Below are 25,125 nucleotides of genomic sequence, written 5' to 3'. Positions count from 1 at the left end.
GTTAAATTCCTACTTTCTGTTTGATATTAGATGCTATTATTAATGCTTGGTCGAAGTCTGCGATAAGATCGTCTACATGCTCCAGACCAACAGAGAACCTTAGAAGGCCATCTGAAATTCCTCGTTTTTCTCGTTCTTCTTTCGGTATTGCAGCATGGGACATGGTAGCAGGATAAGAAAGAATCGATTCGACGCCACCTAAACTTACTGCAAAAACTGGAATTTGAAGATTTTCTACAAAAGCTTTTGCCGTTTCTCTGTCAGGAAGACAGAAAGATAAAACGGCCCCTGGACTTTTTGCTTGTCTTGTATGAATCTCATATCCTGGATGCGTGGATAAGCCTGGGTATAACACTTCCTTTACTAAAGGATGACTATTTAAATAATTTGCAAGTTTTTTTGTAGATTCCGTGGATTGAGACAAGCGAGCACCCATTGTTTTGATTCCTTGAATTAAGGAAAAAGAATCTTGTGCACCAAGAATAGCGCCAAAAGAGTTTTGGATAAATCCTAATTTCTTTCCAAGTTTTTCGTCCTTCGTAACAGCAAGCCCAGCTATGATATCACTGTGCCCAGACAAAAATTTCGTAGCACTATGTAACACGATGTCCACACCTAGATCAAGAGGGCGTTGATAAAGGGGAGTCATAAAAGTATTATCAAGAAAAGTCAAACAATCATTAGCTTTTGCAAGTGCAACAATTGCCTCGATATCCGTTATTCCTAATCTAGGGTTTGCAGGTGTTTCGATATAAAGTACTCTTGTATTTGGACGTATCGCTTTTTCAACTTCTTCAGCCTTCGTAAAGTCTACAAATGTATGGTCGATTCCGAATCTCGGTAAAACTTCCGTTACGAAGCGATAGGTTCCGCCATATACTTCTTCCGTTACAACAAGATGGTCCCCTGAGGAAAGCAGCATTAAAGCTGAGGAAATTGCCGCTATGCCGGAAGCAAAAGCAAAACCTCTTGTGCCACCCTCTAATTCAGCTATCGTTTTTTCTAGCGCGTCTCTTGTCGGGTTGCCAGATCTACTATAGTCGTATGGTCCAAAGCTATCAAAGCTTTCTTGATGGAAAGTAGAGGATGCATAGATGGGTACATTGACTGCCCCTGTTTTTTGCTCGTAATTCCCACGAGTGGAAGCGGTAATTAAGCTAGTTTCTATACTTTCTTTCACGTTACTCATGAATGAATCACATCCCGTTCTAATTTTGCAAAAACCTGTTTCAAATCTGCGATTAAGTCTTCCGCCTCCTCAACGCCAACAGAGAAGCGTAACAAACTATTATCCACACCTCGAGCAATTCGCTCTTCTTCTGGAATATCCGCATGGGTTTGAGTAGTAGGATATGTGATAAAACTTTCGACACCGCCTAAACTTTCTGCAAAAACGATCAATTGAAGGTTTTCTAAGAAAGGTCCAACCCATTCACTTTTTTGTAAACGGAAAGAGAGCATACCTCCAATTCCAGGATATAATACGTCTTTTACAACACTTTCATTTTGTAAGAACGCCACGATTTTTTTCGCATTCGCATCATGTTGTTTCATGCGTAAGTGTAATGTTTTCAATCCTCGTATCAATAACCAACTATCGAAAGGGGAAAGTACGGCTCCTGAAGCGTTTTGATTCTCCACTAATTTTTTGCTTAGTGCTTCCCCTTTAGAGACAACGAGCCCAGCAAGGACATCATTATGTCCACCGATATATTTCGTTCCACTGTGCATAACAATATCTGCACCTAGCTCAATCGGACGCTGTAAATAAGGAGTTAAGAAGGTGTTATCCACAATTAGTAGTAATTGATATTTTTTTGCCAAGACACTGTATTGTGCTATATCAAATTCTTGCATGAGTGGATTTGTGGGTGTTTCGATAAAAAGAGCTTTTGTGTTTTCCGTGATTAATGCTTCTACTTCCTCGATGGATTCAAATTTAGCGTAGGAAGTACGAATGTTATAGGAATCCGCGTATTGATTGAATAAACGATATGTTCCACCGTAAAGATCTTCCGGTGCAATGATTTCATCACCGGAACGGAAAAGTGACAAAATTAATTGGATCGCTGCCATACCGGAGCTACAGGCAAAACCCGCATCGCCGCCTTCTAACTTTGCAATTCCTTCTTCTAAAATCGTACGGGTCGGATTTTTTGTACGTGTGTAGTCGTAACCAGTGGATTTGCCAACCCCTGCATGTATATAAGCTGTTGATAAATGAATAGGTGGATTAACAGCACCTGTTCGCGGATCACTATGATTTCCTAGTTGCACTAATTCGGTTTCTAAACCCTTTTTTGTCATTATTAATCATCCTCTGCAAATAAAGTAAAATAAAAAGAGGATTCCCTGTAAGAAGAGAATCCTCAAAAAAATTGAAGTTAGTCTTCTTATCTTCTAGGCGATCGCCGCCTATTGGAGTTAGCACCATACCTAAACTTGGCTGGTTGCTGAGACATCTTCGGGCCAATCCCTCCGTCTCTCTGGATAAGAAATAAAATATGAAATTTTCTAAAATCTTTATGTAGGTAATGGTATCATGAAGAAGAAATAAAAACAAGAAGCATTTTAAAATGGTAAATCTTCGGTTGAAAAATTAACTGAAAAAATATATAATCCTATTTGTTTAGTAAGAATTAAAAAGAATGGGGGAAGGAACATGAAATCATCTACGTTAGAAAATGAAATGCAATCTATTTTTTCCGAAATAGATAGTAACTTCGAAGAAATTGTCAGTTGGAGAAGATATTTGCACCAGCATCCGGAGTTATCTTTTGAGGAAACGGAGACTGCCAAGTATATTGCACAGAAACTTGAAGACTTCGGATTAGAAGTGAAAAAGAATATTGGCGGGAATGGCCTTGTAGGAATTTTAACGGGGGCACAGCCAGGGAAAACAATTGCTCTAAGAGCAGACTTTGATGCCTTGCCAATTGTAGATGAGAAAGATGTACCTTATAAATCATTGAACCCTGGTGTTATGCATGCATGTGGCCATGATGGACATACGACTGCGTTATTGGGTACTGCACAAGTATTAAGCAAACACCGAGATAAAGTGAAGGGGAAAGTTATTTTCATATTCCAACCAGCGGAAGAAAAGCCACCAGGCGGTGCGAAGTTCATGATTGAAGAAAACGTCCTTGATGGTGTCGATTATGTATTTGCTGCTCATCTCGATTCAAAAGTACGGGTTGGTAAAGTGGCAGTAGGAGAAGGCTACAAAATGGCAGCTGTTGATAAGTTTGAAATCAAAATTCAAGGACTTGGTGGACATGGAGCAAGACCTCAGGATTCCGTTGATTCAATTGTCATTGGTAGTGAAATCGTTAATTCTCTACAAAAAATTGTAAGTCGCAGAATAAACCCTTTAGAATCTGCAGTAGTCACAATTGGTGTTTTCCATGCAGGCAGTGCTTTTAATATTATTGCAGATACGGCTAAGCTGGAAGGGACTGTCCGAACGTTTAGTGAATCTGTAAGAAAACAAGTAAGAGAGGAAATCTATTCCATTGTAAAAGGAATAACAGAAGGATTTCATGCGAGTGCCGAAATCGATTATCTTCATGGTTATCCAGCATTATACAATCATCCGAAAGAAAGTGATTTAGTTCACCAGCTTTTGTCGGATGTATTCGGTGAGGAACAGGTGATAGATATTGAAACATCCATGGGAGCAGAGGATTTCGCTTATTTCTTATTAGAAAAGCCGGGAACATATTTCAAAGTAGGCTCGAACAATGAGGACGAAAGTACACATTATCCGCACCATCATCCAAAGTTCGACTTTGACGAGCGTGCTTTATTGAACATCCAAAAGTCATTCGTGCAAATCGTTGCACATTATTTATTTTAATAATAAAGGCATGTGCGGTAAATTCTCCGTACATGCCTTTGTTTATATCGAATAACTCAGCTACTGCAGCATCGGAAGAAAGAATGCAATTGCTCCAAGCACAATGGAAGACCAAGCTAGGAATTTTTGAGGGAATGTTAAGCCGAGTAAGCCTAATACTACTGCAGCACCACCAAACCATAATGGATAATAGAAGAATCCAACGACTGCTAGCACGATTCCTATCCAGCCGATCCAACTACCTAAAGAAGCTTTCATCACAATCACCTCCTCATACAATTCAAAGAACAATGAGGGCTAAAAATCGACATGATTGTTCTTTTTATAGTATATGAAGAGGTGCTCAATAAATAATAAACAATTTGGACGAAAATCGTAGAATTATAGCATTTTAGTTTTTAACAAAAAAGGGTCAAATAAACCAATAAAGTAGAAACTTTTCGTTAGAACAAGCCATAAAAAAAGTACAGGTGGTCGCACCTGTACTTTTTTATATTATTTGCCGCCTAAAAGATCGAAAAGACCGCCTGTAATACTTCCTTCACCTTTAGAACCGCCACCTGGAGTTTGAGGAGCAGCTGCGAATACACGGCTAGCAAGACGGCTAAATGGTAACGATTGAATCCATACTGTACCTGGTCCGCGCAAGGTTGCGAAGAACAAGCCTTCACCACCGAATAATGCAGTTTTGACTCCTTTTACCATTTCGATATTATAGTCTACCTCTGATGTCATCGCTACTAAACATCCTGTGTCTACACGTAGCGTTTCTCCTACTTGTAAGCTTTTACGGTGAATAGTACCACCAGCATGAACAAAGGCTAAACCGTCACCTTCCAGTTTTTGCATGATAAATCCTTCTCCACCGAAGAATCCAGCCCCTAGCTTGCGTTGAAATTCGATTCCAACTGAAACACCTTTAGCTGCCGCTAAAAAAGCATCTTTTTGACAAATAATTTTGCCGCGATACTTGCTTAAATCCATCGGAATGATTTTTCCGGGATATGGAGAAGCAAAATATACATGTTTCTTTCCACTACCAACGTTTGTAAAGGTAGTCATGAATAAACTTTCACCCGTAAGCATACGTTTACCTGCGCCCATTAATTTTCCCATAAGTCCGCTACCACCAGAAGAACTAGAACCATCGCCAAAAATAGTTTCCATCGAAATACCATCTTCCATCATCATTAAGCTACCTGCTTCAGCAACTACTGTTTCTTGTGGATCTAATTCGATTTCTACAAATTGCATGTCATCTCCAAATAATTTGTAGTCAATTTCGTGATTGTTCATGTGTTATTTCCTCCTAGGATTTGAATTAATAATGTATACGAAAAACAAATGAAAAAGTTTCGTAATAATTAGAGGGATTCAATAGAGATTATCGAATGTATTTATAATGTAAGCATTTTCAATGAATAAGAAAAGAGGTAAACAGATGAAGTTAACTAATTTTATTGATGGAAAATGGCAAGAGGCTGGAGAGGAAAGGTATACAGCGGTTTTTAATCCAGCGAACGGAGAACAATTAGCAAAAGTTAGAATGTCTACAAAAGAAGAAGTGGATTTGGCAGTTGAAGCTGCAGTGAAGGCACAAAAGAAATGGGCACTTGTCCCGGCTCCCAAACGAGCAGATTATTTATATGAAATTGGTAGATTGATGAAAGAAAAGAAGGAACATCTCGCTCAAGTATTAACAAAAGAAATGGGAAAAGTGATAGAAGAAGGGCGAGGAGAAGTACAAGAAGGAATTGATATGGCATTTTATATGGCGGGAGAAGGACGTCGTCTATTTGGAGAAACGACCCCTTCTGAGCTTGCAGATAAATTTGCGATGAGTGTCCGTGCACCAATAGGAGTCGTCGGACTTATTACACCGTGGAACTTCCCAGTAGCGATTGCCACTTGGAAGTCATTTCCCGCAATTGTGGCCGGAAACGCTTTCATTTGGAAGCCAGCTACAGAAACGCCAATGATGGCTTATGAGATGGCGAAAATATTTGAAGAAGTTGGATTGCCCGCGGGAGTTGCGAATGTCGTTTTTGGTTCGGGATCAGAGGTAGGAACAGCGATGATTGAACATCCGGATGTAAAAGTAATATCGTTTACAGGGTCTACAGAAACAGGTAGTAAGGTTGCTGAACTTGGAGGTCGCCATTTAAAAAAAGTATCGCTCGAAATGGGTGGGAAGAATGCGGTTATCGTTATGGATGACGCCGATCTTCAGCTCGCTGTAGAAGGTATTTTATGGAGTGCATTCGGAACAGCAGGTCAACGTTGTACGGCATGTAGTCGAGTGATTGTGCATAAAGATGTAAAGAGTGAGTTGGAAAGCATGCTGCTAGCACAGATGGAAAATTTAACAATCGGCGATGGTTTAGATGAAACGGTTAAAATCGGTCCTGTTATAAACAAACAAGCACTGGAAAAAATTCATTCCTATACAAAGATTGGACAAGAAGAGGGCGCTAAACTACTGGCTGGGGGACATGTACTAGATGATGGAAATCTAGCAAATGGCAATTATTATGCCCCTACGTTATTTACAGATGTAACTTCGAATATGCGTATTGCGCAAGAAGAGATTTTTGGTCCAGTAGTTTCACTTATTGAGGTCAGCTCATTAGAAGAGGCGATTGAAGTAAATAATGGAGTGAAATTTGGACTATCGAGCTCCATCTTTTCTCGAGATGTAAACAATGTATTTCGTGCGCAGCGTGATTTAGACACTGGAATTGTTTATATCAACGCAGGAACGACGGGTGCTGAAATTCACTTGCCATTTGGGGGAACAAAAGGGACAGGTAATGGGCACCGAGATTCAGGAGTAGCAGCACTGGATGTATATACAGAATGGAAAAGTATTTACGTAGATTTTAGTGGAAAATTGCAACGTGCACAAATAGACACAGAATAATAGGGGGTACTAGCATGAAGGTTGCTATATTAGGTGCAGGATTAATGGGAAAAGAAGCAGCACGTGATTTAGTGAAAAGTCCTAATGTGGAAAAAGTATTATTATGTGATTTAGACGTCGGACAAGCAAATATGTTTAAAGAAAAACTCCAAAATTCAAAGATTGAAGTATGTAGATTAGATGCAAATGATGAGGAGAATTTACGACAAGTTATGAAAAAAGCGGACGTTGTCATCAACGCACTTTTTTATACATTCAATGAAAAAGTAGCAAGGCTCGCAGTAGAGGTTGGTGTACATTCGATCGATTTAGGTGGTCATATAGGCGGAGCTACGGATGCAGTACTTTCACTTCATCAAGCGGCGCAAGAAAAAGGGGTTACCCTTATTCCTGATTTAGGAGTAGCACCCGGCATGATAAATATTCTAACTGGTTACGGAGCAAGCAAAATGGATCAGGTAGAGGGAATTCATCTATATGTCGGTGGAATTCCAGCAGAGCCAGAAGGAATTTTTGGATATAATATTGTCTTTTCACTGGAAGGAGTATTCGACCATTATACAGATCGTTCTCATGTAGTGCGTAATGGAAAACTTCAAGAGGTAGAATCCCTTTCAGAAATTGAACCCATTTTCTTTAAAAATTTCGGAGAGTTAGAAGCTTTTCATACAGCTGGTGGCACATCTACATTGAGCAAATCTTTTCCGAGCGTTGATACTTTGGAGTATAAGACGATTCGTTATAAAGGGCATGCTGAGAAATTTAAGCTGCTAGTAGACTTAGGGTTAACGAATAAAAACACGGTTGCCAATGTGAAAGGCAATATGGTGAAGGTACGCGATGTATTAAAAGAAGTACTAACGCCGCAGTTACTACTAGGAGATAAAGAGGACGTAGTTTTACTAAGAGTCATCGTAACGGGTATAGAAAACGGGGATAATGTTACGTATACGTATGAACTGGCAACAAAAAAAGATCGCATATCTGGGACAACCGCAATGGCAAGGGCGACGGCAAACACAATTTCTGTAGTTGCCCAAATGATTGGAAATAACGTCATTACTAAACGAGGTGTCTATCCTCCTGAACTGATCGTGCCTGGAGAATTATATATAAGAGAAATGGCTGCTCGTGATGTGAATATTGAGGAAACGGTGTTAAGAGGTGAACGTGTATGAACTTCGATTTCCAAGAGGAACAACAATTGCTTCGCAAAACAGTAAGGCAATTTGTGGATCAAGAAATAATACCGTATATAGCAAAATGGGAAGAACAAGGTGCTTTTGATAAAAGTATCTGGAAACGGTTAGCTGATCTTGGATTGATGGGAGTATGTGTTCCTGAAAAGTATGGTGGGAGCGGGATGGATTATAATTCGCTTGCAATCGTGTGTGAAGAGCTAGAACGGGGAGACACTGCGTTTCGTACTGCTGTATCCGTGCATACCGGCCTAAACTCGATGACCCTCATGCAGTGGGGAACGGAGCAACAAAAGCAAAAATATTTAACCCCTCAAGCAAAAGGAGAAAAAATAGGAGCTTTCGGATTAACGGAGCCAGGAGCAGGTTCTGATGTTGCTGCAATGTCAACGGTCGCAGTTCTTGACGGTGAAGATTATATTATAAATGGGCAAAAAACATGGATTTCCCTCTGTGATTCAGCCGATAATTTCATCGTATTCGCTTATACAGACAAATCGAAAAAGCATCATGGAATAAGTGCATTTATCGTAGAACGTACAATGGCTGGGTTCTCGTCAAAGGCTATTAAAGGGAAATACGGTATCAAATCTGGTAATACAGGTGAATTATTTTTTGACCAAATGCGTGTACCAAAAGAAAATTTGCTGGGCAAAGAAGGAGAAGGCTTTAAAATTGCAATGTCCGCTCTTGATAATGGTAGGTTCACTGTTGCAGCTGGAGCAGTCGGACTATCTCTTGCGTGCCTAGAAGCAAGCGTGAAGTACTGTCATGAGCGCCAAACCTTTGGCAAAGAAATAGGCAAGCATCAGCTTGTCCAGCAAATGATTGCTAAAATGGAAGCTGGTCTCCAAATGAGTCGTTTACTTGTGTACCGAGTGGGAGAATTGAAAAATAAAGGGGTACGAAACACAAGGGAAACGTCTCTTGCAAAATGGCAAGCATGTGATTTTGCCAACAAAGCAGCGGACGATGCAGTGCAAATTCACGGTGCATATGGCTATTCAGACGAATATCCAGTGGCGAGGTTTTTGCGTAATTCGAAAGCTCCTGTTATTTACGAAGGGACAAGGGAGATCCACACCATTATGCAAGCGGAATATGTACTTGGTTATAGGGAAGACAAGACGCTCTCCCATATGCTACCTAAATGGCCATTTGAAGAAGAATAACTAATTGATTAGGCTTCTAAAATAAGACGCAAGAAGAAAATTATTCCCTTTTCTTCTTGCGTTTTTTATTGAAAAAAATTGGACTCCATATTCCTATATTGCTCAACTTCTTATAAATTGAAAGTCGTAGTAAACAAAAAACACTTAATATTTCTAAATTTATCGAAAAATCATGAAACTAAAAGGCAGAATTTCAGTCTAATGGATTAACTAAGAAATAAGAAAGGGAGATTATAATGAAAAAATGGCTGATTTCCACTGTTGCTTTCGCTTTCATAATTGGTATGGCAGGCGCGTTTTATTTTTCTAAAACAGAGATAAGTGCTCAATCATTTAAAGAAAGTGATGAAATTCAACCTGTTCAATCTAAAGAACAATTAAAAGCTTATTTTGAAAAGATAAGAGAGATTCAAAAACAACAAAATAACGGGGCAGAGGTAACTGAAGAAAGCGCAAATACGATGGAAGCCAAAGATTCCTCAGGTGGTAATTCAGGGGGCTATTCAACTACGAATAACCAAGTAGAAGGTGTAGATGAGGCGGATACAGTAAAGACAAATGGCAAGCATGTATTTTCGGTGAGTGAAAGCAATGTGGTCATTGCAAACGTTAAAGATCCAAAACAAATGAAAGAAGAAACAACCATCTCTTTTAAAAATGATTTTTATCCAACACAGTTATTACTTTCAGATCAAACATTAATGGTTTTGGGTCAGAAAAATGTCCTTCGTAAGCTAGAGGCTGAAAGTACACAAAAGATGAATAGTGTTATGATGCCAATGGATTCCATGACAACTGTATACTTCTATGATATTTCAAACCCTGCAAAACCGAAACTAATGAGGGAAATTGCAACAGAAGGATATATGAATGGAGCACGACTAAATAATAACACATTGTATTATGTAACTACTATCTATCCGAAGTTTTGGATGATGGAAGAAAATGCAGATGTAGAATTACGCCCGTTCACTTATGACTCCAAATTCGATAAAGAAGCAAAACCGATGAACTATGACAGTATTGCAATTCTTCCAAGTTCTATGGAAGGGAATTACAGTATTATTTCGGCGATTAATGTATCTAAACCAGCAGAAAATGAAGTAAAAACGAAAGGGTATCTTGGAGGCAGTGAACAATTGTACATGTCAAAAGATAACCTATACTTAACTTCTACTATTTATGAGCAAAACAATATTAATGCTAAAAAAATGATTTGGAATCCTGGTGAAATGGATACTGAAGTATTTAAGTTTGCATTAGACAAAACATCCGTAAAATTCGTGGCGTCCAGTCGATTAACAGGAACAATATTAAATCAGTTTTCGATGGATGAGCATAACGGTTATTTCCGCGCTGTAACGACAAAAGGAAATAGTTGGAATGAAAACAAAGTATCTGAAAATAATTTATTTATACTCGACGATAAGATGAAAACAGTAGGCTCGTTAACAGGTCTGGCAAAAGACGAACGTATCTATTCAGCAAGATTCATGGGAGATAAAGCATATATGGTAACGTTTAAAGAAACCGATCCATTATTCGTTATTGATGTAGCAAAACCGACCGACCCAAAAGTATTAGGGGAACTAAAGATTCCAGGCTTTAGTAATTATCTACATCCGTTAGATGAAAATCATTTAATTGGTTTCGGCTATGAAACAATAGTAGATACTCAATCGGGTGGTAAACAACCTGTTATTATGACAGGAGGGATGAAAATTTCCCTATTCGATGTAAGTGATTTTGCAAAACCAAAAGAACTGGACACAGAAATAATTGGAGACCAAGGAACATACTCTCCGGTTCAATATGATCACCATGCATTGTTTGAGTACAAAGAAAAAGGCTTATATGGATTCCCTATCTCCATTTATCGGAAAGGGAAAGAGTATGCAGAGTTCAAGCAAGATGGTGCATTGATCTATGAAATTACACCTGAAAACGGAATTGTTTTAAAAGGAGATTTATTAAACCCAGAAGATCCAAAACAGCAATACGAAAATTGGGAAACAAGTATCCAGCGAATGATCTATGTGGAAGACTCCTTATACACAATTGCGATGAAAGAAATCAAAAGCTACAATTTAAACTCCTTTAAACAGTTGAGTAAAATGTCTTATTAATACAAAAGAAAAAGACTCCAAAAGCGAAACGATGCTTTTGGAGTCTTTTGCATGTAGCGTTATATAGGGATAGTGCGTCTTAGAAAGTAGAATGAAATGTACACTAAGATTTTCGCAACAGACCGCGAAAATCATATAGGCATCTCATGCACTCGTAAATCTTCGGTATCCGCTCCTAAACGAACGCCATGCGCTCCTTAAAACAGTTTGCGCTCGTACATACTTCCCATGCGCTCCTTAAAACAGTTTGCGCTCGTATATACTTCCCATGCGCTCGTATAACTTAGGTATCCGCTCCTAAACCAACGCCTAGCGCTCTTTAAGCAGTTTGCGCTCGTACATACTTCCCATGCGCTCATATAACTTTGTTATCCGCTCCTAGCAGAAGGCAAGTATGGCGATTTCGAAAAGCTTTGAGACACATTGTCCCTATATTGTGAATTATCCTTGCTTATGAGTAGTTTTCAATTGGCTAAATTATTCAGTTCGGAAACGGTGACAAACGAATATCCTTCTTTTTGCAAGTAGGCAAGCACTGCATCTAGTCCTTCAGCCGTAGACATATGTATATCATGCATTAAAATAGTAGAGCCTTCTTTTACATGGCCCTTCACATGCTCGAGTAAACGGTTAGCGTCGCGATATTTCCAATCAAGTGTATCCACATTCCATAAAACGACTGGAAGGGAAGTTTGGGTGCGAACAGTATTATTTACAGCTCCGTACGGTGGGCGGAAGACAGTTGGTTTGCTACCAGATGCTTGTTCTATTGCATCGCTTGTATTATTAATCTCTAAAGCAATTTTTTCAGAAGAAGCTTTTGTTAAGTCTATATGATTCCAAGTATGATTACCTAACTCATGTCCTGCTTCTTTCATTTCTTTTACAATTTCCGGATAGAAGGAAACGCGACTTCCAAGCATAAAAAATGTAGCTTTTGCATTATACTTCTTTAGTGTTTCAAGTATCAATGTAGTTGACTCTGGGTTCGGTCCATCATCAAATGTGAGTGCTACTACTTTTGCGGATGGGGCTACTTCCGTATCTTCTTGTCGTATGTCTTCTTCGGTTTTTTCATCTTCTGTTTCTGATGCGGTAGGGGGTGGTTGAATAGCCGCCTCGGGAAGTTTAAAGCTGTCGGCGATGATATTGTTCAAATCCTCTAGTGGAATAGAAACAACCGTCGATCTAGTTGTAATTACATGGTCATCATAATAAAATTCGATCGAATCTTTCTTTAGAGAAAAATTAGAGTAGTTATCCCAGCTAGGCATGGTTTTCTCTTTAAATTGATCCTGCATTAAGTGGGGAATCAATTGTTCATCAGATAATATGGATTCTCTTACTTTTGTAGCAAGCTTTACAAGTGCTTTTTTATTGTTAGCGAGTAAATCATTTATTGTGAGCATGTGACCGGATTGATTATGTATACGGAAAATTTTTGTTTCGGATAAACGGTTTTCTCCACCTATATTCATGTATGTATGAATCACAAACGAATAGTATCCGGTTGTATGCTGAAAAACTTCGAATGATATATTCAATTCACCACTAGGATGTATATTCGAATCAGTTAAGTCATCTTTCTGATTTAAATAAGATGTTTTTATCTGATTTGTATAGGCTCTCACTGTGTCATTGAACTCGGGAACATTGCTTTGTGGAAATTGAATGGCATACGGAGTTTTTTCGTCATTTGACATTTCCGTAATAATTCGAATTCCTGGGTAAACCGAATCACTTTCGTTAATTTGTTCTTTTGGTTTAGTCGGAGGGTTAGCAGACACTACTTCTTTTTCTTTTTTTGCAGGATTAGGAAGCATCAGAAGAAAAACCATTAAACTACTTAATGTAAGAATGATAATGATAAACGTAATATCAATCCAACGTCCTCTTTTTTTCGATTTTGAATGCGCGGACATGATGATGATTCTCCTTTTCTAGTACTTATCTATTATATTAAATTAGACGGATGAATAGGTAAGAAAGTTTTAGTTTTCATTGTTTTTATTTTCAACGTTCGATAAGATTATCGTAGTTAAGTTTCGCTTTAGAAAGGAAGGTGCTCTGAAATGACGCAAGACTTTGAATTAGCTGTAGAATGCTGTTTATTAGCAGGTCGTTTAATGATGGAAAGTGGAGCAGAGACGTACCGTGCGGAGGATACAATGGATCGGATGGCGATTTCGCAACATCTAACGCAATCACAAAGTTTTGTTACACCAACTGGTATTATTTTTTCAGGTAGTAATAGCCTTCCAACTAGATTAGTAAGGATTAGCAATCGATCAACGGATTTAGAAAGAATCGCGCTCGTAAATAATGTCTCACGAAAACTAGTTAATAAGGATATTACACTGGAAGAAGCTTATTCGGAGCTAGTCAGTATTGAAAACGAACATAAAACAATCCCGTTGTGGATACAAATAGTCGCAGCATCCATTGCATCGGCTTCATTTCTTTTGTTATACGGCGGTACATTCAAGGATGTACCCACTGCACTTATAGCCGGGGGGGTTGGATTTTCTATTTCAACGCTGTTAGAAATGAAAACGAGGGTAAAGTTTTTTGCGGAGTTTTTGGCAGCATTATGTATTTGTTTAATCGCGATCTTTTCTGTGACGTGGGGATTAGGAAGTGACGTGGATCGAATCATTATTGGTTCTGTCATGCCCCTAGTTCCGGGATTACTCATAACGAATGCTGTACGTGATTTAATGGCTGGTCATTTTGTGTCCGGTGTATCCAAAGGAGCAGAAGCGTTTCTTACAGCTTTTGCCATTGGAGCAGGGGTTGCATTAGGATTGTCATTTTAAGGAGGAATAGCTATGGCCTATTGGATGCAAGGGATTTTAAGCTTTGCAGCAGCCGCTGGATTTGGAATCATATTTAATGCACCAAGAAAATTACTTTTCTATTGTGGTATCGTAGGCATGACGGGCTGGCTTGTATATTCTTATATAGACGATTTAAGTAATGATCCTGCAAAATCTTCCTTCGCGGGTGCATTTACGGTTGCTTTTGTGGCGCATTTAATGGCCAAGAGATTTAAAATGCCTATGATCATCTTCAGTGTAGCAGGTATTATTCCGTTAGTTCCAGGAGGATCTGCGTATAATGCCATGCGAAATGTGATTGAGAAGAACTATACAGTTGCAATGGAATATGCATCAGTAGCCCTTATCATCTCAGGCTCTATTGCGATGGGATTAGTGTTTGCAGAAATTATTACACAGTTATTAGTGAAAGTAGTAGGAAGACTTAAAGTAAAACCGTGAGAAAAGTATTCTCACGGTTTTTTATATCAAACATGTCAGTTGTTCAATTGGCTTTCCTACTCGCTATGTTGCAAAATTGTATTTGTGTAAGTCTTTTTAATCCACTCTTTTTGTCTATAGCTCACTGAAGTCTACAATGTGTATTAGGTTTTTTCATTTTATCTTAAGAGTGCTTCCACTTCTTCGGCTGGGATTGGTCGGCTTATATAGTAGCCTTGAACAGCATCGCAGCCCATTTGTTTTAACAAAGCAAATTGTTCTTCTGTTTCTACACCTTCCGCAACTACATCCACATTTAAGGATTGTCCAAATTGGATTAAACCTTGTACGAGTTTTTGCAATCTCTCTTGTTGCATAATAGAGCTCACAAATGATTTATCAATTTTTAATTTGCTAATTGGAAGAAGCTGCAAATACCTAAGTGACGCATATCCAGTACCGAAATCATCTAACACAAAAACAACCCCATCCTTTTGAAGCGTCTGCATTTGACCAATTATCGATTTTTCAGCTTCCGCCTCGAGTGCGAACTTTTCTGTAAATTCAATTTGTAACAGCTTCGGAGAGCAGTTGTACTTATCTAACATATTCCGAATTGTTTTCACCATGTTTTTATCACGAAATTCTCGAATGGAAGAGTTAAAGCTTACTTTTATCGGAATCCCTTTTTGCTGCCAAATAGCTGCTTGTTCACAAACCTTTTCCAACATAAAAGAACCGATTTTATTTATTAATCCGGTTTCCTCTGCGATAGGGATTAACTCTTCTGGAGAAACAATTCCAAGTACATCATCATCCCAACGGACGAGTGCTTCGACAGCAGTAATTTGATTGGTTAATACATCTTTTTGTGGTAAATAGAGTACATGAAGATCATGCTGATTTAAAGCTTCTAATAAACGTTTTTCAATTTGCGCACGACGAGTAAGCTTGTGATGGTCAGATGGAGAAAGGTTTGCGATCATGCCACCACCTTCTAATTTCACTTGCTGGATTTTCGTATCCGTAGCCTTCAATAAATGCAAATAGGTTTGCTGATCTTCAGGGTATCTAGTGATGGCTCCGCTGACCGTAATAGGCACTACTTTATTGTCTAGATAGATCGGGTTTTGTTTTAAATACTGGATAAATCCTTGAACGTACCATTCCCCTAAAGTTGTAATGACTGCAAATTCATCTCGACCAGCTCTAGCAATAATGGATTCTTCGAAATAGATTTTCAGTCTTTTAGTAAACTCATTTAATAATTGAGATTCTGTTTGATCATTGAATATTTCTTTTAATGTATAAAATTGATCGATACTAATGAAAACAAAGGAGAAGTATTTGTCATTTTGAATGTGTTCATTCACTATTTCTTCTAAACGATGTCTACTCATTAAACCTGTTTCCGTATCTACATATGCAATTTGTTCCAGGCGCGTTTGTATTAATTTCTTTTCTGTAATTTCTTCTTCCAATAACAAATGGTATAGTGTATGATTTTCCGTATCAGTAATTGGGAATGCGATCATATTAACCCAATAAGTAACGCCATCTTTTGTTATTTTTTCAACTGTACCCTGGAAAACTTGACCTTTTTGTAATGTGTTGATAATTTTATCTGCAATGGCAATATGATGGGAGGAATTAGGGAAAAACTGCCAAAAAGTTTTTCCTACAATTCGTTTTGGTGTCCAATTGCTTCTTTTTAAAAATAGTTCATTTGCGTGTAGGATTAAACCTTCTTTGTCTAAATAAGCAACCATGAATGATTTAGATAAACCTTTTTTTAATAATTGCAACTCTGAAAAAGAAGAGGATTCTGTATCTTGTATAGTATTAGATTCAATTTGAAAGAAAACATAATAGTCATCGTTCAGAAGAATTGATTTTGCGACAATAGATGTTTTTATCGGGTTTCTATCTTTTGAATAAAGGACGACCGGACTGAAGCGGATAGGCTCATCTTGATGTAGAATCGATTCCCAATTTGCAGCTAAGTGCCCGTAAGTATGCTCATTGAACAATGGTGCTCTTGGACCTTGTACATCTTCTAAACGATATCCGTATTGCTTTTCAGCTTCCTTGCTCCACCAAATAATATGGCCGTCCTTATCTGTCATAAAGGTTGGGAAAGGCAAATGACTAAAAACAGAGTTACTTAAATCTAATAATTCATCTTTAAGATACATATTAACGGCCCCTTTAAATAATTTATATTCATTATATAAAATATACATAAATTAGTCATTAAAATAGAGCAATTTATTCATTGATAAAAATTTTTCAGGTATAAAGTAGTGGGTATATATAAGGGGATAAAGGAGGTAATGTGAAAATGGGACGATGGAAAGGAATAATTTTAATTGTTTTTGGTTCAATGTTGTGGGGAGCGACCGGTCCGATGATGGAGTGGGTATTTAAAAATAGTGGCCTGTCTGTCTCCTTTTTCCTAACGGTACGCTTAATTATTGCAGGAGTTGGTTTATTAGCATATTTAAAAATAACAGGAAAACCTATTTTCTCTATATGGAAAGAGCAAAGTTGGTTAAAGCAATTGATCATTTTTGGTATTTTCGGGATGCTCGGTGTTCAGTACACATTTGTTGCGGCGATTGAGGCAAGTAATGCTTCTATTGCAACATTATTGCAATTTTTGGGGCCAATTTATATTGTGATATTTGTATCGTGGAAGAGCAAGATGTTTCCTCCAAGGTATCAAATCATTGGCATTATCGGAACGCTTATTGGATTGTTTTTTTTGCTAACAAATGCCAAAGTGGATCAGTTATTGATCAGCAATGAAGCGCTTATTTGGGGATTGGCAATCGGTGTTGCATTTGCTATTTATACAGTTTACCCTGCAAGGCTTATGAAAGAATGGGGAGTCCTTATCATCGTTGGCTGGGGAATGCTAATAGGAGGCATAGTGTTAGCTCTGATTTCGCAAATTTGGCATACCGATGAATGGGGAGAACTTACAAATTACCCGATCAACTTAATGAGCTTTATCATTATTCTTGTAGGAACAATCGCTTTTATACTCTTCTTAACAAGTATGAAGTATATATCTCCTGTAGAAACTAGTATTCTATCTAGTATGGAACCATTAACCGCTATGGTTATTTCGGTTATTTGGTTAGGACAAGTTTTTGGAGCTTGGCAATATGTCGGGGTGGTAGTAATGATCGTATTTGTCACATGGCTTTCAATTGCAGGCGAAATTAAATGGAAACGAAAAGAAAAGATGGCTAATTGAAGCCATCTTTTTCTATATGTAAGAACCGTGTTATGGCATAATAGTTTGTATATAGAAATAATTCGGGTAACGAAGAATCAGGGGTGTTGATTTGTGAAGACGATTTTTTCTTATTTGTCGCCATATAGGTGGCTTGTCATTATTGCGTTATTACTCATGTTAGTCGAACTTTCTGTTGAGCTTGTGCAGCCTTTGTTAATAGCAACTATCATTGATGACGGAATACTCGCAGGGGATCAGCATACGATTATTTTTTGGGGACTGATTATGCTTGGAATCTCGGTAATTGCTTTTTTAGCGGGAATCACCAATACATTTATAGCTTCCCATGTAGTACAAAGCTATGGGTATGATATTCGTCAGGCGCTATTTAAGAAAGTGCAATCTTTTACAATGGCTACTTTTATAAAGTTTCCTTCGGCAAGCTTAATCACACGGTTAACGAACGATGTGACGATAACACAAAACGTAATATTCATGGGTCTTCGTATAATGCTGCGAGCGCCACTATTAGTAATTGGAAGCATTATTATGTCTTTTTTTGTTCATGCTTATCTAGCCATGTTTTTAGTGATGGGAGCACCTATTTTACTTCTTTTCCTTTATCTCATGAGTAGAAAAGGGCTTAAACTTTTTGGGAAAGTGCAAAAAAGTGTAGACCAAGTGACGCGTAAAATGCAGGAAAATTTGCAAGCGGTTCGACTCATTAAAGCGTATTTACGTGGTCATTACGAATCGACTCGTTTTGCATCCGTTGCAGACACATTAAAAATAGATAATGTGAAAGCATTCCGTATAATGGAGCTCATTTTACCGGTTCTTTTGTTTGTTATGAATGTGAGTTTGATGGCTGTACTTTGGTTTGGTGCAAAAGAAATACAAACAGGGAATACGCAAATGGGGGATCTTGTTGCGATTGTTAACTATGCAATGCGAATGACTGGTGCATTTTCGATGTTTTCTTTCATTATTATATTTTTCTCTAGAGCAAAAGCATCTGCCGAACGGATGGAAGAGGTTTTGGTGGTGGATGAAGGAACCGAAGAAATAAGTTCAGATCCTAAAGACTTCATTTCTAAAGAAGGTGAAATAGAGTTTCAGCACGTTTCTTTTCATTATCCATCGACCGATACACCGGTACTAAAGGATGTTTCCTTTTCTGTTAAACCTGGTGAAAAGTTAGCGATTATGGGAGCTACTGGTTCTGGGAAATCGACGCTATTAAACTTAATACCTCGCTTCTTTGATGCGACTGAAGGGGAAATATGGATTGACGGTGTAGAAGTAAAAGAGTGGCCACTAAAAGAGCTAAGACAAGCAATTGGGCTTGTTCCACAGCAATCCATTCTGTTTACAGGAAGTATTGAAGATAATTTAGGCTGGGGAGATTCTACTGCTACGGAGGAATCTCTTAAAGAAGCAGCGATACAAGCGCAAATTCATCAGTCTATCGAACAATTTCCACTTCAATATGACACGAGGGTCGGGCAAAAAGGAGTCAATTTATCCGGGGGACAGAAACAAAGATTGTCCATTGCACGTGCATTAGTGCGAAAACCAGAAATTTTATTATTAGATGATAGTACAAGTGCACTGGATGTCTCTACGGAGAATGCACTATGGGAAGCTTTAGAAAAAGAAAATGCTACGATGCTCGTGATTACGCAAAAGATAAGAACGGCCAAAGGTGCAGATCATATTCTTTTGTTGGAAGAAGGAGAAGTTTCTGCATACGGTACACATGAACAACTGATGGAAAGCTCCTCTTTATATAGAGAAATTGCAGAATCGCAACAGGAAGGAGGAGAACCTGATGAACTTCATTCGTAAACCTTTTGGGTATGAACCTATTGTGACCAAGGAAGATTTAAAGAAAGACCATAAGAAAAAAGTGGAGAAAGCATCTGATTGGAAAGGTGTGCTAAGTAGGCTTTGGAAGCTTGTTGATGAGCAGCGTTTCTTGTTGGTCATTGTCCTTTTATTGGTAATAGCTAGTTCGGCTTTAGCTTTGTTTGGACCATATTTAATCGGTGTTATTATCGACGAATACATTGCTAAAAGTGTTTTTGCAGGACTTGCGAATATGATTGCATTACTAATAGTTGTCTATGTATTTCTTTCCGTTACGATGTACTTGCAAAGCTACTGGATGATTGGTATTGCTCAGCAAACGATTTATCGATTAAGAACAGGCTTGTTTGATCACTTGCAAAAGCTACCTGTCTCGTTTTTTGATAAACGGCAGCACGGAGAATTGATGAGTCGGGTGACGAATGATATTGAAAATGTCAGTCAAACGTTGAATTCATCTTTTATCCAAGTATTTTCAAGTATTTTAACTTTAGTTGGAACAACGGTTGTCATGCTTCTGTTAAGTCCATTGATGACCGTCATCACATTGATCATTGTGCCTTTTATGTTTTTTGCAATGCGCTGGATAACAAGAAGAACCTCCAAATTATTTAAAGAACAGCAAAAAGCGCTTGGCGAATTAAATGGAATGATTGAAGAGACGGTTTCTGGGCAGCGAATCGTTAAGGCATTTTCTCAAGAAAAGCGTATGTTAGAAGACTTTGCAGAAAAAAGTGAGCGTTTAAAAAGAACTGGATTTTGGGCTCTTACTTATTCAGGGTTTATCCCCAAAGTGATGAACTTGTTGAATAATATAAGTTTTACGCTTGTAGCAGCAGCCGGGGGGATACTTGCCTTTTATGGTCATATAACCATAGGAGAAATCGTTATTTTCACCGAATATGCCCGTCAGTTTACGCGTCCTTTAAATGATTTAGCAAACCAGTTTAACACTGTGTTATCGGCAATTGCGGGAGCGGAGCGTGTATTTGCAATTATTGATGAACCAGAAGAATTAGATGCAGCAAAGGAACATCAAGATTATAAAATAAAAGGAAATGTAACCTTCGAGGACGTTACGTTTTGGTATGATAAAAATGATGAAAAACCTACGATTGAGGATGTTTCTTTTCATGTAGAAGCTGGAAAGACGGCTGCTTTAGTAGGAGCTACTGGTGCAGGGAAAACGACCATCATGCAGCTGCTCGCTCGTTTTTATGAAGTGAACGGGGGAAGGATATTAATCGATGGTATTAAGCTGGAAAGTTTGCCAAGACAAACGTTGCGAAGTCAAACAGCATTTGTACTTCAAGATCCATTTCTTTTTGAAATGACTGTTATGGAAAATATACGGTACGGCAAATTAAGTGCAACAGATGAGGAAGTTATAAAAGCAGCAAAAGAGGCAAATGCGCATGAGTTTATTACGAAGTTACCTAATGGATATGATACGACTTTATCGGCAGACGGTGGGGAGATTAGTCAAGGACAAAAGCAGTTGTTATCCATTGCGAGAGCACTAGTTGCAGATCCTGCAATCCTACTATTAGACGAAGCAACCTCCAGTATTGATACGGTTACTGAACTAAAAATACAGGAAGCACTGGAACGTCTAATGACAGGCAGGACAAGCTTCGTTATTGCGCATCGTTTAAACACAGTGCGTAAAGCGGATCTTATATTTGTAATGGAAAATGGAAAGTTAGTAGAAGCAGGCCCGCAAGAAGAGTTGCTTCAAAAACAAGGACGATATTATCGTATGTTAACGAATACGAAGATTTAAGGAGAGTTTTATGGATATTTTAATCATGACCGTATCTATTCCTTTAGATAGTGATACGATGCAAGAAGTAAAGGAGCTACTGCAAGAAGATAAGGTAAATTATGCGTCGCTCCTAAGCGTAGACGAGTTAACAGATTCTCATATAAAAGGTTTTTGTGTACTTGCATACGACGATGAATCGGATAAATTAGTCGGTGTATTAACTTCTATAGATCGACTGGAAACAGGAGACTTTGAGTGGAGCGCGGTTGTTTCACCTTCTATACGCAGAGAAGGAATTGGAACAGGGCTTGTAGCAGAGTTAGATAGAAACTTAGCGCTCCGCGAAGCAACATACGATTTAGCTTTAGTACCGGAGGATTCGCAAGAAGCACAGGAATGGTTGGAGAAAATTGGCTATGTATATGACTTTACAGAAAGAACAATGATGGCGAAGGCTGTAGAAACAGAGGTCCAAAGTGAAGTTAATATCATGCCATACACTTCGGAAGAGCCTGAAGTAATGGAAGTCTTAATTAGTGCATTTGGAGATACGCTGGATGAAGTGAGTAATTTTATAGCATATAATACACAAACACCTAATCGAAAGCTTTGGATTGCATCATTAGAAAGCAAAGTGGTTGGTACTTTTGCCATCGTAGAGGATCTTGACAAATTGTGGATTACTGGACTTGGCGTACATGAGCAAGCAAGTGGTAAAGGTGTCGCTACTGCCATACTAGAATGGGCGAAAAACGAAGCGAAACATGTGGGGAAAGCTAGCATTTATTTAGATGTGGAAATAGATAATGAAAAAGCATTAGCTGTCTATCAAAAAGCAGGATTTGAAACAATCCGTCATACACATTACTATCAAAAAGGATGACCCGATTGGGCCATCCTTTTTTCAAACTAACTCAATTAGCACTAACAAATGGAGGGAGTGTATCTTCAAATATAGACCAATCTTCCTTCATCTCTTCATCTGTCAGCAGGCAGGCATCTAATGCTATTTCTATTTCTTCTTTATTCATATCCAGTCCGATAATAACAATTTCCGTTTGACGGTCACCGTACTTATCATCCCATCTACTTGATACAGTATTATCCTCCTCGAAAATCTGTTGTTGCTGTGCAATAGGGAGTGTAGCAATCCAGTATCCAGCTCCTTGAAATTGAAGAGAGGCACCAGCTTGAGAAATTAAACCAGCCATATTATTTCTAGAGGCTAACCAGAAGAAACCCTTTGAGCGAACAACTTCTTGTGGGAAGCTGTTTAACCATTGCTCCCATCTTTTTGGATGAAACGGGCGTTTTCTTTTATAAACAAAGGAGCTAATGCCATATTCCTCCGTTTCCGGTATATGTTCTTCATTTAATTCTTTTATCCAGCCAGCTCCACTAGAAGCCTTTTCAAAATCAAATAAATGACGATCCAATAAGACAGAAGTATCGATAACACCATTTGCAATTGTATGGATTTCTGCATCTGGATTCATTTTTCGCAAGAATGCTTGGAAAGCATCTAGATAAGCAGGAGTGACTAAATCTATTTTCGATACAAGTAAAATATCAGCAAATTCAATTTGATCGATTAATAAATCGGATACATCTCTTTGATCATATTCATCGTCTGTTTGTTTTCTTTCTAGTAATGTTTCTCCACTTTCATAATCAGTCCAAAAACGAAATGAGTCTATTACTGTGATCATAGCATCTAACCTGCAAAATTTTGATAAGTCAATTCCCACTTCATCATCGATATATGTAAAGGTTTGTGCAACGGGAATTGGTTCAGAAATGCCGGTTGATTCGATTACAATATTATCAATATCTCCCTGCTTAGCTAGCTTTTCTACTTCAATCATTAAATCTTCTCTTAGCGTGCAACAAATACAACCGTTCGTTAGCTCCACAAGCTTTTCTTCGGTTCTAGAAAACCCACCATCTTGAATTAGCTGGGAGTCGATATTAATTTCACTCATATCATTTACGATGACTGCAATCTTCTTTCCTTCTTTATTGGCAAGTAAATGATTGAGTACTGTTGTTTTTCCTGCTCCTAGATATCCGCTTAACACAGTAACTGGAATTTGTGTTTGTATAGTCATTTTATTCTCCTTTATTTAAATAGTAATGGTTACGATTTAAATAATAAACGATGAAAAAGCAGAATGCAAGAGGAAAAAAGACAGCCTTTTACAATCTCCTAACATAATTTCAATATGCACTACATAAACTTTCTATAGGATGAAGGGTGAAGAGATCGTTCAATCGAAAAGGAGAGATACTTATTGGGTTTGAATGAACGCAATGTGACGATGAAAGTTTCGAACAAACGGTTGAATACTTTACAATTTAGTTCTATTAGAAAGAAAGTACATACGAGCTTACAATGGTTCATTATGAAAAAAGCGAGACCCCCGCGATATAAATACATCCCGCTTCCGCCTAGGAAGTAAATAGACTTACGTCATCTCTTGTGCAGAGATGGCGTTTTCCGTTTGGAAAAAAGTATAATAAACTTAGAAAAGCTTAGGCGCTAGAAAGATACTAAAGGGAGGCTATTTTTATGAAAATTTATGCACATAGAGGTTGTTCAGGGACATATCCAGAAAATACGATAGCCGCATTTAAAGCGGCGGCAAGTTTGCCAATAGACGGTGTAGAGTTCGATGTACATATGACAAAAGACGGGGAACTTGTTGTCATCCACGATGAATCGATTGATCGTACTTCGAATGGTAGAGGTTTCATAAAGGATATGACACTTAAAGAATTACAAACTTTTGATTACGGGGCATGGTTTTCAACGCAATTCAAAGGGGAAAAAGTGCCTACGCTAAGTGAAGTATTAGATGTGTTTAAAGGAACACATCATCATATTAATATTGAATTGAAATCAGATGTTTTTCCTTATGAAGGGATGGAACAGAAAGTAATAGAGATGTTAAAACAGTATCGACTGGATGACAGGGTCGTTATTTCGTCATTCAACCATGAAATGATTCAACAGGTAAAAAAACTAGCCCCACATATCGAAACGGCTATTTTATTTATGGAAGTGATGGTTGCTCCAAAGGAATACGCACTAAAAGTAGGAGCAGACGCATTCCATGCCTTTTTTCCAACTGCATTGCGGAAAATGGGTAAAGAGATTATCGCAAGTGGAAAACAGCTACGTGTTTTTACTGTAAATGAAGAGGAGTATGCTAAAATACTTCAAGCTGTAGGAGTGCATGCCATTTTTACAGATTATCCGCAAAAATTGAGCGACTATTTAAAAGAATAAATAGAATATTTAAAGGATGTCCCCTTAATCGAAACTCGACTGACGAAGGAGACATCCTTTTCTTATTGCATAGAGGACTATAAAAAACTTAGAAGTGTGAATAATTTTTTTGGATTACATAAGGTATGGAATTTTTTAGATTACTTAATATAGAAAAAGTGCGACGTAGTGTGTTGACTAGTGACCGCTGTGATTTTCGTTACAGGATGGACGCTTTCCGCCGGGTGAGCGATGAGCCAGCACCGACGCTTCGCTTACGTTGTGCAGTCTCATCTGCACACTCATCCGGCAGGAGTCGCCATCCTTTCACGAAAATCAATGTAGCGGCATGTTTAAAACCATCATTTTTTTCATAAAATATAACTTTTCCAGTAGCTAGGAAGAGAACTTCCAATCGTTTGATCTAAAGCACTAATGGTAGGTAG

At 38.2% G+C, this 25,125-nt stretch carries 19 protein-coding genes and 1 riboswitch; of the genes, 12 read left to right on the top strand and 7 right to left on the bottom strand.

Translation table 11 applies throughout. The features are described 5' to 3' along the window. Nucleotide 1: 1 nt before the first annotated feature. Both metC and OR571_RS12440 read right to left on the bottom strand, forming a co-directional pair. Nucleotides 2–1,189, bottom strand: coding sequence for a cystathionine beta-lyase (gene metC, locus OR571_RS12445; RefSeq protein ID WP_282243112.1), 1,188 nt, complete (start codon nucleotides 1,187–1,189; stop codon nucleotides 2–4). Beyond that, the gene (locus tag OR571_RS12440) at nucleotides 1,186–2,307 is read right to left on the bottom strand and encodes a methionine biosynthesis PLP-dependent protein (RefSeq protein ID WP_282243111.1); all 1,122 of its coding nucleotides are present in this window, start codon (nucleotides 2,305–2,307) and stop codon (nucleotides 1,186–1,188) included. Before OR571_RS12440 ends, metC begins: the two co-directional genes overlap by 4 nt. Nucleotides 2,308–2,390: 83 nt before the next feature. After that, nucleotides 2,391–2,497: riboswitch (SAM riboswitch) on the bottom strand. Nucleotides 2,498–2,662: 165 nt separating this feature from the next. Between OR571_RS12440 and OR571_RS12435 the strand changes: the two genes are divergently transcribed. Continuing rightward, nucleotides 2,663–3,859, top strand: coding sequence for a M20 metallopeptidase family protein (locus tag OR571_RS12435; RefSeq protein ID WP_481900382.1), 1,197 nt, complete (start codon nucleotides 2,663–2,665; stop codon nucleotides 3,857–3,859). A 60-nt stretch (nucleotides 3,860–3,919) separates the two neighbouring features. Here the strand turns inward: OR571_RS12435 and OR571_RS12430 are convergent, their stop codons facing one another. Together OR571_RS12430 and OR571_RS12425 are read right to left on the bottom strand one after the other, a co-directional pair. Beyond that, nucleotides 3,920–4,117, bottom strand: a complete 198-nt coding sequence (locus OR571_RS12430) for a C4-dicarboxylate ABC transporter (protein ID WP_142538062.1) — start codon at nucleotides 4,115–4,117, stop codon at nucleotides 3,920–3,922. 237 nt (nucleotides 4,118–4,354) lie between these two features. Next, entirely contained in the window at nucleotides 4,355–5,155 is an 801-nt protein-coding gene (locus tag OR571_RS12425) for a TIGR00266 family protein (protein WP_282243110.1), read from the bottom strand. A gap of 145 nt (nucleotides 5,156–5,300) precedes the next feature. Between OR571_RS12425 and OR571_RS12420 the strand changes: the two genes are divergently transcribed. The 4 genes from OR571_RS12420 (at nucleotide 5,301) to OR571_RS12405 (ending at nucleotide 11,276) form a co-directional block, all read left to right on the top strand. Then, complete coding sequence (locus OR571_RS12420) at nucleotides 5,301–6,779, top strand: aldehyde dehydrogenase family protein (RefSeq protein ID WP_282243109.1); 1,479 nt, start codon at nucleotides 5,301–5,303, stop codon at nucleotides 6,777–6,779. A 14-nt stretch (nucleotides 6,780–6,793) separates the two neighbouring features. Next, entirely contained in the window at nucleotides 6,794–7,957 is a 1,164-nt protein-coding gene (locus OR571_RS12415) for a saccharopine dehydrogenase family protein (RefSeq protein ID WP_282243108.1), read from the top strand. After that, nucleotides 7,954–9,150, top strand: a complete 1,197-nt coding sequence (locus OR571_RS12410) for an acyl-CoA dehydrogenase family protein (protein WP_282243106.1) — start codon at nucleotides 7,954–7,956, stop codon at nucleotides 9,148–9,150. Before OR571_RS12415 ends, OR571_RS12410 begins: the two co-directional genes overlap by 4 nt. A 236-nt stretch (nucleotides 9,151–9,386) precedes the next feature. Beyond that, nucleotides 9,387–11,276: a beta-propeller domain-containing protein gene (locus OR571_RS12405; RefSeq protein WP_282243105.1), complete on the top strand. Its 1,890-nt coding sequence runs from the start codon at nucleotides 9,387–9,389 to the stop codon at nucleotides 11,274–11,276. A gap of 464 nt (nucleotides 11,277–11,740) precedes the next feature. Here OR571_RS12405 and OR571_RS12400 read toward each other — a convergent pair whose 3' ends face one another. Next, nucleotides 11,741–13,198: a polysaccharide deacetylase family protein gene (locus OR571_RS12400; RefSeq protein WP_282243103.1), complete on the bottom strand. Its 1,458-nt coding sequence runs from the start codon at nucleotides 13,196–13,198 to the stop codon at nucleotides 11,741–11,743. Nucleotides 13,199–13,348: 150 nt separating this feature from the next. Between OR571_RS12400 and OR571_RS12395 the strand changes: the two genes are divergently transcribed. Next, entirely contained in the window at nucleotides 13,349–14,092 is a 744-nt protein-coding gene (locus OR571_RS12395; RefSeq protein ID WP_282243101.1) for a threonine/serine exporter family protein, read from the top strand. 12 nt (nucleotides 14,093–14,104) lie between these two features. After that, nucleotides 14,105–14,554: a threonine/serine exporter family protein gene (locus OR571_RS12390; protein WP_282243099.1), complete on the top strand. Its 450-nt coding sequence runs from the start codon at nucleotides 14,105–14,107 to the stop codon at nucleotides 14,552–14,554. Nucleotides 14,555–14,712: 158 nt separating this feature from the next. Here the strand turns inward: OR571_RS12390 and OR571_RS12385 are convergent, their stop codons facing one another. Next, nucleotides 14,713–16,728: an EAL domain-containing protein gene (locus OR571_RS12385; protein WP_282243097.1), complete on the bottom strand. Its 2,016-nt coding sequence runs from the start codon at nucleotides 16,726–16,728 to the stop codon at nucleotides 14,713–14,715. Nucleotides 16,729–16,874: 146 nt separating this feature from the next. Here OR571_RS12385 and OR571_RS12380 point away from each other — a divergent pair, with 146 nt between their 5' ends. The 4 genes from OR571_RS12380 to OR571_RS12365 all read left to right on the top strand — a co-directional run bounded on the left by OR571_RS12380 (nucleotide 16,875) and on the right by OR571_RS12365 (nucleotide 22,294). Beyond that, nucleotides 16,875–17,795 (top strand): DMT family transporter, encoded by a 921-nt coding sequence (locus OR571_RS12380; protein ID WP_282243095.1) that lies wholly within the window; start codon nucleotides 16,875–16,877, stop codon nucleotides 17,793–17,795. Between the two features lie 93 nt (nucleotides 17,796–17,888). Next, nucleotides 17,889–19,625 carry an ABC transporter ATP-binding protein gene (locus OR571_RS12375; RefSeq protein WP_282243091.1) on the top strand — a complete coding sequence of 579 codons (1,737 nt, stop codon included), beginning with the start codon at nucleotides 17,889–17,891 and terminating at the stop codon, nucleotides 19,623–19,625. After that, nucleotides 19,609–21,429, top strand: a complete 1,821-nt coding sequence (locus tag OR571_RS12370; protein ID WP_282243089.1) for an ABC transporter ATP-binding protein — start codon at nucleotides 19,609–19,611, stop codon at nucleotides 21,427–21,429. The genes OR571_RS12375 and OR571_RS12370 overlap by 17 nt, the downstream gene beginning before the upstream one ends. Nucleotides 21,430–21,439: 10 nt before the next feature. Continuing rightward, complete coding sequence (locus tag OR571_RS12365; protein WP_282243087.1) at nucleotides 21,440–22,294, top strand: GNAT family N-acetyltransferase; 855 nt, start codon at nucleotides 21,440–21,442, stop codon at nucleotides 22,292–22,294. A 31-nt stretch (nucleotides 22,295–22,325) separates the two neighbouring features. Here the strand turns inward: OR571_RS12365 and OR571_RS12360 are convergent, their stop codons facing one another. Next, the gene (locus tag OR571_RS12360; protein ID WP_282243160.1) at nucleotides 22,326–23,513 is read right to left on the bottom strand and encodes a GTP-binding protein; all 1,188 of its coding nucleotides are present in this window, start codon (nucleotides 23,511–23,513) and stop codon (nucleotides 22,326–22,328) included. A gap of 467 nt (nucleotides 23,514–23,980) precedes the next feature. Here OR571_RS12360 and OR571_RS12355 point away from each other — a divergent pair, with 467 nt between their 5' ends. Then, a complete protein-coding gene (locus OR571_RS12355) occupies nucleotides 23,981–24,700 on the top strand; it encodes a glycerophosphodiester phosphodiesterase (protein WP_282243085.1) in 720 nt (239 codons plus the stop codon). The last annotated feature ends 425 nt before the right edge of the window (nucleotides 24,701–25,125 follow it).

It is taken from the genome of Psychrobacillus sp. NEAU-3TGS (genome assembly GCF_029955155.1).
In the GTDB taxonomy this organism is placed as follows: Bacteria; Bacillota; Bacilli; order Bacillales_A; family Planococcaceae; genus Psychrobacillus.
Note: the sequence above shows the minus strand (reverse complement) of the source record. Positions and strands in the feature narration are given on the sequence as shown.

What these genes read in the sequence shown, in the direction of transcription:
- OR571_RS12385 (WP_282243097.1), bottom strand. Translation starts at nt 16,728, where the DNA reads ATGTATCTTAAAGATGAATTATTAGATTTAAGTAACTCTGTTTTTAGT.
- OR571_RS12410 (WP_282243106.1), top strand. Translation starts at nt 7,954, where the DNA reads ATGAACTTCGATTTCCAAGAGGAACAACAATTGCTTCGCAAAACAGTA.
- OR571_RS12420 (WP_282243109.1), top strand. Translation starts at nt 5,301, where the DNA reads ATGAAGTTAACTAATTTTATTGATGGAAAATGGCAAGAGGCTGGAGAG.
- OR571_RS12370 (WP_282243089.1), top strand. Translation starts at nt 19,609, where the DNA reads ATGAACTTCATTCGTAAACCTTTTGGGTATGAACCTATTGTGACCAAG.
- OR571_RS12415 (WP_282243108.1), top strand. Translation starts at nt 6,794, where the DNA reads ATGAAGGTTGCTATATTAGGTGCAGGATTAATGGGAAAAGAAGCAGCA.
- OR571_RS12390 (WP_282243099.1), top strand. Translation starts at nt 14,105, where the DNA reads ATGGCCTATTGGATGCAAGGGATTTTAAGCTTTGCAGCAGCCGCTGGA.
- OR571_RS12435 (WP_481900382.1), top strand. Translation starts at nt 2,663, where the DNA reads ATGAAATCATCTACGTTAGAAAATGAAATGCAATCTATTTTTTCCGAA.
- OR571_RS12355 (WP_282243085.1), top strand. Translation starts at nt 23,981, where the DNA reads ATGAAAATTTATGCACATAGAGGTTGTTCAGGGACATATCCAGAAAAT.
- OR571_RS12365 (WP_282243087.1), top strand. Translation starts at nt 21,440, where the DNA reads ATGGATATTTTAATCATGACCGTATCTATTCCTTTAGATAGTGATACG.
- OR571_RS12395 (WP_282243101.1), top strand. Translation starts at nt 13,349, where the DNA reads ATGACGCAAGACTTTGAATTAGCTGTAGAATGCTGTTTATTAGCAGGT.
- OR571_RS12380 (WP_282243095.1), top strand. Translation starts at nt 16,875, where the DNA reads ATGGGACGATGGAAAGGAATAATTTTAATTGTTTTTGGTTCAATGTTG.
- OR571_RS12425 (WP_282243110.1), bottom strand. Translation starts at nt 5,155, where the DNA reads ATGAACAATCACGAAATTGACTACAAATTATTTGGAGATGACATGCAA.
- OR571_RS12405 (WP_282243105.1), top strand. Translation starts at nt 9,387, where the DNA reads ATGAAAAAATGGCTGATTTCCACTGTTGCTTTCGCTTTCATAATTGGT.
- OR571_RS12430 (WP_142538062.1), bottom strand. Translation starts at nt 4,117, where the DNA reads ATGAAAGCTTCTTTAGGTAGTTGGATCGGCTGGATAGGAATCGTGCTA.
- OR571_RS12440 (WP_282243111.1), bottom strand. Translation starts at nt 2,307, where the DNA reads ATGACAAAAAAGGGTTTAGAAACCGAATTAGTGCAACTAGGAAATCAT.
- OR571_RS12400 (WP_282243103.1), bottom strand. Translation starts at nt 13,198, where the DNA reads ATGTCCGCGCATTCAAAATCGAAAAAAAGAGGACGTTGGATTGATATT.
- metC (WP_282243112.1), bottom strand. Translation starts at nt 1,189, where the DNA reads ATGAGTAACGTGAAAGAAAGTATAGAAACTAGCTTAATTACCGCTTCC.